At 35.6% G+C, this 11,779-nt stretch carries 10 protein-coding genes, 1 pseudogene and 2 other annotated features; of the genes and pseudogenes, 6 read left to right on the top strand and 5 right to left on the bottom strand.

The window, feature by feature from the left end:
* Nucleotides 1-59 precede the first annotated feature (59 nt).
* Nucleotides 60-287: a binding site (T-box leader), on the bottom strand.
* 50 nt (nt 288-337) lie between these two features.
* Nucleotides 338-566 (bottom strand) — a binding site (T-box leader).
* 220 nt (nt 567-786) lie between these two features.
* The gene (locus K5S59_RS03105; RefSeq protein WP_212981826.1) at nt 787-3,534 is read right to left on the bottom strand and encodes a S8 family serine peptidase; all 2,748 of its coding nucleotides are present in this window, start codon (nt 3,532-3,534) and stop codon (nt 787-789) included.
* Between the two features lie 297 nt (nt 3,535-3,831).
* Between K5S59_RS03105 and K5S59_RS03110 the strand changes: the two genes are divergently transcribed.
* Nucleotides 3,832-5,070, top strand: a complete 1,239-nt coding sequence (locus K5S59_RS03110) for an eIF2A-related protein (RefSeq protein ID WP_120450886.1) — start codon at nt 3,832-3,834, stop codon at nt 5,068-5,070.
* A gap of 42 nt (nt 5,071-5,112) precedes the next feature.
* On the opposite strand, the gene K5S59_RS03115 is transcribed toward K5S59_RS03110, so the two are convergent.
* Together K5S59_RS03115 and K5S59_RS03120 are read right to left on the bottom strand one after the other, a co-directional pair.
* Complete coding sequence (locus K5S59_RS03115; protein ID WP_000071862.1) at nt 5,113-5,235, bottom strand: DUF4023 domain-containing protein; 123 nt, start codon at nt 5,233-5,235, stop codon at nt 5,113-5,115.
* A 69-nt stretch (nt 5,236-5,304) separates the two neighbouring features.
* Nucleotides 5,305-5,643, bottom strand: a complete 339-nt coding sequence (locus tag K5S59_RS03120; protein WP_120450885.1) for a phosphoglycerate mutase — start codon at nt 5,641-5,643, stop codon at nt 5,305-5,307.
* Between the two features lie 68 nt (nt 5,644-5,711).
* On the opposite strand from K5S59_RS03120, the pseudogene K5S59_RS03125 reads away from it, so the two are divergent.
* The 3 genes and pseudogenes from K5S59_RS03125 (at nt 5,712) to K5S59_RS03135 (ending at nt 7,737) form a co-directional block, all read left to right on the top strand.
* Nucleotides 5,712-6,417, top strand: a pseudogene (locus K5S59_RS03125) (histidine phosphatase family protein).
* An 18-nt stretch (nt 6,418-6,435) separates the two neighbouring features.
* A complete protein-coding gene (locus K5S59_RS03130) occupies nt 6,436-6,972 on the top strand; it encodes a delta-aminolevulinic acid dehydratase (protein ID WP_120450883.1) in 537 nt (178 codons plus the stop codon).
* 264 nt (nt 6,973-7,236) lie between these two features.
* The gene (locus K5S59_RS03135) at nt 7,237-7,737 is read left to right on the top strand and encodes a DoxX family protein (protein WP_000236596.1); all 501 of its coding nucleotides are present in this window, start codon (nt 7,237-7,239) and stop codon (nt 7,735-7,737) included.
* Nucleotides 7,738-7,778: 41 nt separating this feature from the next.
* On the opposite strand, the gene K5S59_RS03140 is transcribed toward K5S59_RS03135, so the two are convergent.
* Nucleotides 7,779-8,663 carry an alpha/beta fold hydrolase gene (locus tag K5S59_RS03140; RefSeq protein WP_120450882.1) on the bottom strand — a complete coding sequence of 295 codons (885 nt, stop codon included), beginning with the start codon at nt 8,661-8,663 and terminating at the stop codon, nt 7,779-7,781.
* A 15-nt stretch (nt 8,664-8,678) separates the two neighbouring features.
* The gene (locus tag K5S59_RS03145; protein WP_000848978.1) at nt 8,679-9,512 is read right to left on the bottom strand and encodes a GNAT family N-acetyltransferase; all 834 of its coding nucleotides are present in this window, start codon (nt 9,510-9,512) and stop codon (nt 8,679-8,681) included.
* A 261-nt stretch (nt 9,513-9,773) separates the two neighbouring features.
* Here K5S59_RS03145 and K5S59_RS03150 point away from each other — a divergent pair, with 261 nt between their 5' ends.
* Nucleotides 9,774-11,159, top strand: a complete 1,386-nt coding sequence (locus tag K5S59_RS03150; protein WP_000714923.1) for an alkaline phosphatase — start codon at nt 9,774-9,776, stop codon at nt 11,157-11,159.
* A gap of 54 nt (nt 11,160-11,213) precedes the next feature.
* Nucleotides 11,214-11,681: a hypothetical protein gene (locus tag K5S59_RS03155; protein WP_000093890.1), complete on the top strand. Its 468-nt coding sequence runs from the start codon at nt 11,214-11,216 to the stop codon at nt 11,679-11,681.
* The last annotated feature ends 98 nt before the right edge of the window (nt 11,682-11,779 follow it).

Consider the following 11,779-nt stretch of genomic DNA (forward strand, 5'->3'; position numbering starts at 1 on the left):
TCGGAATTATTTAACATCTGTTTCTGTGAGAAATAGAAAAAGCCCCTATCGGAGAATCCGATAGGGGCGAAAGAATCGCGGTACCACCCTATTTGTAAGTGAAAATATACTTACATCTCAATTAATGATAACGGAAAAATTCCGTCTTTTCCTTCATGCATAAAAGCACTACGAAAAAGAAGCTCCAGAATTGTAATTCATACTTATATATGTGCTAATTTCCACCAACCATTAGCTCTCTGTAACAGGGATATAAGATACTACTGCGATTCTTTCAACGCGTATATATGAAGTTGTGTAAGAGGTTGGACGCAAAAAAGTCCCTATCGGAAAATCCGATAGGGACGATAAAAATCGCGGTACCACCCTATTTGTAAACAACTAATTGTTTACCACTCACTTTACGATAACGGAAAGATCCGTCTTTCTCTTCATGCATAAAAAGCATTACGGGAAAGAAGCTCCAGAATTGTAATTCACGCTTGTATATGTACTGATTCGCACCAACCATCAGTTCTCTGAGACAGTGATATAAGTCGCTACTAGTATTCCTTCAAAGCCGATATATAATTCGTTCAACTAAACTATGTTTTGTATTATAAAACTATATTAAAAAATTTGTCAATAAAAATTTTTTATCTCATGTTAATGAGCAGTAAAAATTCTACCTCAAAATTCGGTGGGAGTAAAGAAGTTAGATGGGAGACTAACTACTCGTGAACCCCGATTGGTGAAGGCTAATAATCAGTGGGGATGAATGAAATCTCCACTGATTAAAGTTTCACTTTATTTCACTTCTAAATCAACATTTAAATTAGTTGTATTTCCAGCTGCATCTGTTGCAACAATATGAATTGTATTCTTTCCTTGTTGTAATTGATTACGATCGAAATAAATTTCGTAGTTTTTATCCCAAATGTTTAGGAATGCACTTTCCCATACACCATTTCCGTTAATTTCATATTGCATTCTCACTGGAATACCAGGCGCAATCCAACCGGATTCTGTCATCCAATCTAGTAGAATATCGTCAACTTTTCCTCTAATTATGAGATTTTCTTGATCAACTTCGTGCGTTAACTTAGGTGCTGTTCGGTCAACAAACACAGCTCCTGTTTGCTTCGTTTCTCCACCAGAGTTAGAAGCAACAGCTTCGATTTGGTATAAGCCATCAGGCAACGGAGATCCGTCAGTTCTTGTACCATTCCATTTGAAAGACTTATAACCTGGTGTTTCGTTTTTACCTTGATATACAGTGCCTTGATATGTCACACGGTCTTTCGTAATTAAATTGGCATGAAACGCTATATCTTCAACTGGTGTAACTAAATAGTAATTGATTAGGTTGTCATCTAGTATTTTGTCATTATTTGGACTGAAAGTAGAATTAACGATTTCAAGGCCATCAATACGCTTGTATTCTTTCGGATCGATGCTAAATGTAAATGGAATACGCATCTCTTCAGTTTTCCCTTGCTCTTTTACATACAGATTCCCTGTATATACGCCTTGTGGTAAGGAGCTATCTACAGTAATAGTAAAAGGTTTTTCAATATTACTATTTGGTTTCATACTAATAGAAGAAGGGAAAGAAGTCTGGATTTTTGTTTTTGTATTTAATAATTCAATACGAGTTGAAAAGTTTTTCTTTTTGTTAGAAAGATTTTCTAACGTAATATTTTGTGTTAGTTTCAGTTTGCCGCTATTCGGTTTAATAAGACCGAAGCTTACGTTGTTCGGTTTCACTAACGCATCCGTTTGAGCTGCTTTTGGAATGTTAATTAAACCTGATCCTTGTGCCATGACAGGATATGTATTTTCATTGACATCCTTTAATGTTTTTGCAGTGTTGGCAAGAGCAGATTTCAATTGTTCTGTCGTCCAATCAGGATGCATTTGACGTAGTAAGGCAACGGCTCCTGCTACTTGTGGCGCAGCCATACTTGTTCCGTTGTGAGATTCATAGCCACCTCTTGGTACCGTACTAGTAATTTTTACGCCAGGTGCAACAACATCAGGTTTTATGAGCCAACTCCCTTGTGATGGTCCTCTTGAACTGAAGTTACCAATCAGTTCGGTTTTATTTGGTTGTCCAATCTTTATATTTTTCTTTCGTTTTGTAATTAAATTTTTCAACTCTTCGCCATTTGTATTTGATAGTTGCATAACTGGAAGAGTTATATCTTCACGTCCAAAATATTCGGGCATAATATTAATTTCTTTTTCGTTAGAAATTAATAGCACGCCGAGAGCACCAGCTTGTTTTGCTTGTTCTGCCTTTACTAACGTGCTCGAAGTTCCTTGTAAAACAAGGGCGAACTTACCTTTCACATCTTGTTTAGCGTAATCGCTTGAATTACCGTAGCCAACATAGACAAGCTGAGCATCGTTTCCTACTCGGAAGTCCGCTTTTGATAACGGTAATCCTTGATAAGATTTATTAGAACCAGCTACTTGGAATGTTGGGAATGGAATAGAAACAGTAGATGCACCAACAGAGATGACGCTACTCGCGTTACCAGGAGCATCAACAGACCAAGGCTTTGGTCCATCATTTCCATTTGAAACGACTGCAGTAACACCAAGTTTTGCTGCACGTTCTAACGTCATTGTTACAGGTTGATCAGGGACATTCAAATCTTGACCGAGAGATAAATTTAAAACGTCAGCGCCATCTTGAATAGCGCGCTCAATACCTTGAATAATATCATCCGTCGTACCAGTGCCACCATCATTCATTACACGATAAGCTAGAATAGATGCATTTGGAGCAACACCTTTAATTTTTCCGTTACCAGCAATAATGCCAGCTACATGAGTACCGTGTACATTGCCATCCATCGGATCATTATCCTCATCGACTGTATCATATCCACCGATATAGTTTGCATGTAAATCAGGATGTGTATAGTCTACGCCAGAATCAATAATAGCGACTTTCATACCTTTTCCATCAAGCGGTTTGCCAGATGGATCTTTTAAATTCCATGCTTCAGGTGCACCGATTGTCGGTCCACCGACATTTGGCGCTTCTTCATTAGTAGTGCTTTTTGCTGTTTCATGCAATTTATATGTTAAGTTCGGATAAACAGCTTTTACTTCAGGCAAAGAAGCTAAAGCAGCAACTTGATCTCCTGGAATAGAAATAGAAAATCCAGAAAATAACGTACTATACGTTTCTTTTATCTTTGCTTTGGGTGCTTTTTCTTTAATTTTCTTTGTTGTATCCTCTTGTGCCTTTTTTAATTGTGCATGGTATGATTGCACATTTCCATTTTTTAAATCTGGAGCATGCTGAATGTTACTTTGTGAAGCGAGCGGAGCATGTTGCAATTCTACAATGACTGAAATTTCTTTTGCTGTTTTTGTTTCAACATTTTGCGCGATTTTGTTTTCTCCCCATTGCTCAATATTGGCTTTTAACTGTGGACTAAATTGCTTCTCCTTTTGCAGCGATTCAGCATGCGCGCTTAAAGCTCCAAAACTAGAAAAAACAAGCGCCATACTTAATAGTGCAGATGTAGTTTTTTTCATTGAAACTCCCTCTAATAAAAAGTTCCAATATTCCGAAAAGTTATCTTACATTTTTGTTATGAAATATAAAATTGAATGTTGGCTAAACTATACTTTCGACATAATTCATACCAATCCTCTTTGAATTAAAAATTTCTTGGGAAATTTTTTGGTATTATGTCGAATGGATAATATTCAGTGTGGGGAGGCCCATCCTTACTAGGCATAAATCCACAACAATTGTGCAATTAATCTGGAGTGAAATTCGCATATAGTAAGCGGAATATGAGGAATGCTATAAGAAAAATGGAGGGACGTATGAAAAAAAATATCGTGAGTAGTAGTGTGGTTTTGTTTATTTTTCTATCTTCAGTTTTTAGTACTAGAGCGGAACATAATGAGATGAAAGTTGCTTTTATTCGTCATCATGACCTCTGGATTAAAATTGATGGGAAAGAAAAACAAATAACAAAAGGTGAGTACATAACAGGGCCGAAATGGTCCCATGATGGAGAATGGCTTGCCTATGCTAAAGGAAAGAAGCAAAACACCTTGGAGTTGTACCAACTGGAAGATGGAAAGAAAGTTAAGCCATCGCAATCTGAAGTATCGAATTATCAATGGTCACCGAAAGAGAATATAATTGCATTTGTATTTATGAATACATTAAATACGTTTGATGTCAAAAAAAAGAATACAGATTTTGAAAATGTATCAGCGGGTGTAGGTGATTATGCATGGTACCCTGATGGAAAGAAGTTTCTTGTATCTTCTGAAGCACACATACTTCCAACAGGATGGACAGGAGCTCAGCTATATGAAGTGCAAAAAGATGCACATATGAATCCTCACAAAATGAAGCATTTGTATGCATTACCAAATGAACATGATGATTTTCTAGCGCTAGTTGCAAGTGGGTTTGAGTGGTCACCAGATCAAAGGTGGATTTCATTTTTAGCGGTACCGACAGCTTCATGGTCAGCTGATAGTAATACGCTTTGCTTAGTTCGAGCAGATGGCAGTCGGTTTGAAAAAGTAGATCAAATGTTATTAAACCCACAATGGTTCAAATGGGCGCCATCCAACAATATATTAGCTTATATTGAAGGGAGCGGGAGAGTTGCGTTAGAGAATAAACATTTAAAAGTAAAAGAACTGCCGGCACTTCAGCAGCACACATTTACGCCGAAAGGATATGTCGATTGGGATTTTGCATGGAAGAATGATAAAGTAATTATCGTTTCACGGGCAAAAGAGGCAGGGATAGAAACTCCGCCAGAAAAAAGGCCACTGCCATCTTTATATGAGATCAATCGTACAAGCGATATACAACAGCGAATCACAAAGCCATCTCATAAGTTAGGTGATTATCATCCGATTTTTATGAAGAAGAGCAATCAATTAATATGGATACGTTCAGACCGTAAGAAAGCCAATGTATGGCTTGCCAATAGTGATGGAAAACAGGAAAAGAAGTGGATTGAAAATATAGATGTACCAGAGTGGTATTATGAGAAATGGAATTGGGAAAATGTTATCTCGGTGAAAGAGGAATAAAAAACGTGCCTAAAAGACAATTTTAGGCACGTTTTTTTATTGTTATTTATGTGTTTTATTTGGCTTTTTTTTCGCTGGGTTTCCGTTTCCTTGACGCTTTCTGTTTTGTTCATCTTTTACTTGTTTTTCATGCAGTGTATCTAAAAAATCATTCGAGTTACTCATTTTTATATCGCTCCTTTCATTTCGTCCTAATTACTATAACCATTTAGGAGGATAATCATGAGATAAAAGTTAAGCACTTAGTTTTCTTCGATAATATATATAAAATATTCCATATGTAATAAATAGCATAAATAAAATTTGTAACTCTACATTTTCTTTTAAAATAGTTGAGACAGAAGATGGTAAGTAAGGGGATGTATCGCTCGTTCCTATACCTAACCATTTGTTTAAGAGGTTAATGGTACAAAACATAAAAACACCAGACCAGCTTGCAATAATTGCCTTCTGCTTAATTTTTGTTTCGCGTTCATCATCTGTAATCCAAGGATTAGCAGTTTTATCACTACTGAAAAATCCGTTTATATATCCCCATATAATCGTTCCAATTAAGATGGTTAGCCATTTCATATTTGTGATTCCCCTCTCTCTTGTAAAAAGTATTTTACACATAAAATTGTAATGTTTTCTAATATGTTATGTCAAATGTTTTTTACATATTAGTTTTTTATATAGCAGGAATAATGGATGAAATAGGGAAGGAATTATGTTGAAGGATTTCATAGAGAGAGGAGGATCGATATGAAACTCGTTTTTGTTCGGCATGGAGAAGGTGAACATACAAAAGATTTGCCGTCAACTTTAAAAGTATTGCATCCATCATTAACGGATGAAGGAAGGAATCAGGCTAAATTACTTCAATGCAATGTGCCATTGCAAGAAACGGATATATTAGTTGCTAGCCCTACAATTAGAACTTTACAAACGGCGACAATATGGAGTGAGAAAGTAGCTTGCCAAAAAATCGTCCATCCATATGTATCCCCGCGTATTTTTCCTTATCGAGAAGGAGCGAAAACATTACCATGTGATCACATAGTAAATCAGGGGATAATAACAAATTTATTTCCACATTTTTCGATAGAGAAAAGTACAAATAAGCAGTTATGGACGGAAGGTATAAATACTATTTCAGAGAATAGCTTTCAGCAAATAGTAGATGAATTTCTTCTTTGGTGTTATGAGCTAGGTGCGGAAAGAATTTGTATTGTATCTCACGACGGGACAATTACTGCCTATAGGCAATATTTGCAGAAAGTCGTGTTAACTAGATCTGATTTTTTGAAAGAAACGGGTATATATGAAATGGAGGTATCCCATAAAAGTCTGATTGATGAAATCTAATGATAGGGTTGAGAGTATATGTTGAATGTTGCACTAGTAGTTGGCTTTAATTCCGATTTAGAGGCGCAATCAATTCGAGCATCGCTTGAATATTTTGGGGCAAAAGTTATAACATACTGGATTGGTAGACCGAAAGAGTTCATCGATATTCTTTCTGGAAAGAGTTTATACAATGATGTTAATTATGTTGTCTTTTGCTTTCATGGTGAGGAAGGAAAGTTTGTCATGGAAGAGTTAGGTGAAGATATATATGAACAAGATGAACCGAGGGGATACTTTGGTGCAGCAGAAATTTATAAATATGCAAAATTGCATAATACACATATTGTAAATAGTGGGTGTACGTTAGGGGATCGAAAACTAGCAGAATCTTTCTTACGTAGTGGGGCGAAATCGTATATTGGATCGATAGATTATGTAGATGGGAATGCAGCACTTATGTTTACAATACGCTTATTTTACGGGCTTATTAACCATGAAAAAAAGTTGGGAGAGGCTTTTGAAGAAGCACGGTTAATTGATAAAGAGACACATACATTTCAATTGTATAAGTAGTGCGAAACACATTTGTTCTATATTCGAATAAATGTGTTTCACATTTAACTCACATTTTTTTTACATTTTCTTCAATGAAAACCATTATCACTTATGGTATGATATGTTCAAGTTTTTACAGGTAATAGAAGTTACTATATAAACGTTAGTTTTCAATGTTTCATACACATGTCACAAATTATTCGTAATTGACATTTGAAAAATAAGTAACTAATGTTATTATATTATCTGTAACTAACTTAATTACAACTTTAGGAGGAAGATATGGTTATTCAATTTTTAAGAGAAAATAAAGCAGTTTCTTTTGTGTTAGCAGTAATTCGAGTATATCTTGGTTACACATGGTTAATGGCTGGAATCGGTAAATTACAAGGAAAAGGATTCGATGCAACTGGCTATTTACAAGGTGCAATTGAAAAATCTAAAGGAGCACAACCGGCTGTTCAATCTTGGTGGGCATCATTTTTACAAGATTTCGCAATTCCAAACGTTGATCTATTTAATTCACTTGTAATGTGGGGAGAGATTTTAGTCGGAATTGGTTTAATTGTAGGCTGTTTAACAAAAACAGCGGTCTTTTTCGGCCTTGTAATGAACTTTTCCTATATGCTTAGTGGGTCAATTGGTGTAAACCCTGAAATGGTTATCCTATCAATGTTCGTTCTAGTCTCTAGTATGAATGCTGGTAAATTTGGAATAGATGGTTTCGTTATTCCGAAAGTACTAGGATCAAAAACTCAAAAACGCCAAAAGCAAGCTGCTTAATATATGAAAGCGGGTATCTCAAAATGAGATACCCGCTTATGTTATTTTTCAACTTTTATTGGATTGTTCTTAAAGAATTCTTTTACATAACCTACAAATTCTTTTGGCTCTTGACGAAATGGTGCATGATAACCTTTTTCGATAATATGGAAGGTACTATTTTTTAAGAATTGATGATACGTTTCTCCTTCTTTCCAAGAAACGCTACTATCATTTCTTCCCCATATAATTAAGGTTGGTTGTTTCAGTTCATTTGCATTGATTTGAAGACGTCTAGGCCATAATTTCATTTTATTGTAATGCTCTTCATCATTACGTTTAAATTTCACTTTACTTTCATCATAATCTGCAACAGCAGAAACGGTATTTAAATCCGTCGACAACTGTGGTTTTGGTGAGCCTTGTTTATTAACGAATGTATGAGGACCACCTGTAGCATCAGTTAAAATAAGGTGGGTAACGGCTTCAGGATATAAATATGTTAAATTAAGAGAAATTTCTCCGCCCATTGAGTGTCCCAGTATCGCGAACGAATCATAACCTAGTTTTTTCATTAATTTATAATATAAATTTGCATGAGTTGAGAAAGAATAATAAAAATCCATCGGCTTAGATGAGCGCCCGAAGCCTAAAGCATCTATAGAAATAATTGTATGATCTCTTGCTAAGTCTGAGTAAATCTTTTGAAAACCATCTGACGATCCTCCAAATCCATGGATCATAAGTAAAGGTGGCTTTTCATTACCAATCTTTTTAAAGTAAATGGTTTGCCCATCTATTTCTACCATTTTTTCCTCGGTAGCTAGTTTCGCTGTAAGTGTATTTTTAACTTGTTTTACTTGTTCTACTGGCTTTTCTGCTGCACTACATCCTACTAATAGTGTAAGAGTAAGACAACCTACCATAAAATAGCTAAATCGCTTCAATGAGGTGTCCCCTTTCTAACATAACGCTGTATCTATCATAGCAAATAGCATATTACGATTTCCAGGAAGTTGGCTACCATTTTTTATCATAAGAGGTGAAAGGAGCGTTTCTTGGAAATTTTCTGTTTGAAGAAATTGACGAAATGAAAATTGTGAATGTGGGACATCAATCCTTACTGTGCCATTCCAACATTCACAGATTCTCTTGAATAATTGAATAGCATCCTTCTCTTGCTTTGCGATAAGTGGATTGACGCATAATATATTACCTTTTTGTACACATAAGGAAAAAGCTTCTATACAGTTATTTCTCTCAATTTTAAAAGAGTGGCTCGTTCTCGGTAAGAGTAACGAATAAAGTAAAGAACGATTAGAACCAGTTGTAATTTGATCGAGAGAAATAAGTGATACAAGATCCAGTTCTTTCACTTGTTGTGTATGAGTAATATGTGTCTTAGTCGTTTGTTTTTCAAAACGATGAATCGTCGTTACTGTTTTAAATCCGCAAGATGTATAAAGAGGCTCGCCAGCTTCTGTTGCAATAAGTGCAATTGGTTGTTTTGGGGAGGTGTGTTCTAAGCAGCGATTAAGCAACATACGTCCGATGCCCCGGCCTTGAAAATTAGGATGGACGATTAACATGCCAATAGTAGAAAAACTATCTTTAAAAGGAAAGACTCCTCCAGCTGCAATCAGTTTATTTTCATGCATATAACCGATCAGTGTGCCGAGAGAAAGATACAATTCGAATTGTTTTTTCATAAATGCTTTATCTTGTAACCATCCAATAGCTTTGCAAAGGTCGAGTAAATCAAAAATAAAAGTTTCATCTAGCTTTATTGTTTTCATAAATGTTCACCACATTTCTATTAATTTTCATAAAAGTAGATTGAAAGTGTTAAATAAGAGATGTATGTTAAATGAAATCCAACTTATTTATATTTTGATTGTAAAGGTGGAGAAGGTTGGTATGAAAAGACAAAGTTATACAAATTATAACTGATATTTACATAAGTTAACAAAAAATTTACATATAACTAATTTTCTCTTAATAGTCTTCTATTAAATTTGATAGTGGGAAATGAATAACCTAATTAGGGGGACAATATAGTGAAAAAGTTTGTAAAAAAAGCATGGCCATTTGCAGTTGTGGCATCGTTAGCTGTTACTTCGGTAGCAACATGGAATTTTACTCGTTCTAGTGAGGTTAATGCAGATGAGAGCGGAAGCAATGCAAAGATTAAAAATGTCATCGTATTAATTGGGGATGGTATGGGACCTTCATATATGACGGCTCACCGTTATATGAAAGATAATCCAAAAACTTTTGAGATGGAATCTACAGAATTTGATAAGCATCTTGTAGGAACGCAAAAAACATATCCGGAAGATGAACATGAAAATATTACAGACTCTGCATCTGCAGCAACTGCTATGTCAGCAGGAATTAAAACATATAATGCAGCAATTGCAGTTGATAATGATAAAGCAGAAGTGAAAACTGTTCTTGAACAAGCGAAAGAAAAAGGGAAATCAACGGGACTCGTTGCTACTTCTGAAATTACACATGCAACACCAGCTGCTTTCGGTGCGCATGACATTAGTCGTAAAAATATGGACGCAATTGCAAATGATTATTTTGATGAAAAAATTAAAGGGAAGCATAAAGTAGACGTTATGCTTGGCGGCGGAGTAAATAACTTTGTTAGAAAAGATCGTAATCTTACAGAAGAATTTAAGAAATCTGGTTATAGCTATGTAACTGATCGCAATCAATTGTTAAATGATAAAAATGATCAAATTCTAGGTTTATTTGCGCCAGGCGGTTTAGATAAAATGATTGACCGTACCGATAAAACACCTTCATTAGAAGAAATGACAAATGCAGCAATTGAACGTTTGAACAAAAATAAAAATGGTTTCTTCTTAATGGTTGAAGGAAGTCAAATCGACTGGGCTGGACACGATAATGATATCGTTGGTGCAATGAGTGAAATGGAAGACTTTGAAAAAGCATTTAAAGCAGCGATTGAGTTTGCGAAAAAAGATAAAAATACGTTAGTCGTTGCAACGGCAGACCACGCTACTGGCGGATTATCTTTAGGTGCGAATGGCGAGTATAACTTTAAAGTAGATCCAATTAAAGCTGCAAAACGTACACCAGACTTCATGGCAAATGAGATTGCAAAAGGTGCAAATGTAGAAGAAACATTGAAAAAATATATTGATTTACAATTAACACCAGAAGAAATTAAAGCGGTGAATGATATTGCTCCTTCAAAAGATGTAACAAAGATTGATAACGCGATTGAGGATATTTTCAATAAGCGTTCGGTTACAGGATGGACAACAGGTGGACATACAGGGGAAGATGTAAACGTATATGCATTTGGCCCTGGTAAATACTTGTTCTCTGGCGTTCAAGAGAATACAAATATCGCTAAACGTGTCTTTGATATTGTTGGCGGTGGCGATCCGAATAAAGGAAGACGCTAATTATAAATGAAAGTGAGGCAAAATGCCTCACTTTTCTTTTTAGGAGATGGGAAAATGAGTTCTTTTTTCAGAGGGATAGGATCTCTTCTAATAGGGGCATTATTGCTAGTGGGATGTCAATCGAAGGAGAATCATATAGAACAAAAATCTACTACTACAAAAACTGAGGAAAAGGTACAAATAACGAAAGAGGAAGAGAAATCGATTCAAGATGTGATGGAGAAATTTGTACGGACGACAAATGAAAAAAATCTTGCTGAACATATGGACTTATTCTCAAAGAAGATGCCTAGTGCTGAAGACTTAAAAACACAAAAAGAAGCAGCTTTTCAAAAGGGAAATAAGAAAATTGAATTGGAACATATAGACATGAAAGCTAGTAAAGCAGGGTATGTTGTTGTTGAGACAAAGGAAAAGGAAATAGAGGGAGAGATCACTCTTCAGAAGAAAGTACAGTATGCGCTTGGAAAAGAAGAGGATGGATGGAAAATTGAAGAGGTTCGCACGATAGGGAAGAAATAAAATGAAACTTTAATCAGGGCGTCTTCCTGTCTGTAAATAGCTAAATAAAAAAAGGTTCTCATTGGCGAGAACCTTTTTTTATCCCGCGTTAACGGACA

Origin of the sequence: Bacillus sp. BML-BC051 (assembly GCF_019656175.1) — a bacterium.
GTDB lineage: Bacteria > Bacillota > Bacilli > Bacillales > Bacillaceae_G > Bacillus_A > Bacillus_A mobilis.

Excerpts from the sequence above, each read along its gene's own strand:
- K5S59_RS03105 (WP_212981826.1), bottom strand. The coding sequence starts at position 3,534 with ATGAAAAAAACTACATCTGCACTATTAAGTATGGCGCTTGTTTTTTCT.
- K5S59_RS03110 (WP_120450886.1), top strand. The coding sequence starts at position 3,832 with ATGAAAAAAAATATCGTGAGTAGTAGTGTGGTTTTGTTTATTTTTCTA.
- K5S59_RS03115 (WP_000071862.1), bottom strand. The coding sequence starts at position 5,235 with ATGAGTAACTCGAATGATTTTTTAGATACACTGCATGAAAAACAAGTA.
- K5S59_RS03120 (WP_120450885.1), bottom strand. The coding sequence starts at position 5,643 with ATGAAATGGCTAACCATCTTAATTGGAACGATTATATGGGGATATATA.
- K5S59_RS03130 (WP_120450883.1), top strand. The coding sequence starts at position 6,436 with ATGTTGAATGTTGCACTAGTAGTTGGCTTTAATTCCGATTTAGAGGCG.
- K5S59_RS03135 (WP_000236596.1), top strand. The coding sequence starts at position 7,237 with ATGGTTATTCAATTTTTAAGAGAAAATAAAGCAGTTTCTTTTGTGTTA.
- K5S59_RS03145 (WP_000848978.1), bottom strand. The coding sequence starts at position 9,512 with ATGAAAACAATAAAGCTAGATGAAACTTTTATTTTTGATTTACTCGAC.
- K5S59_RS03155 (WP_000093890.1), top strand. The coding sequence starts at position 11,214 with ATGAGTTCTTTTTTCAGAGGGATAGGATCTCTTCTAATAGGGGCATTA.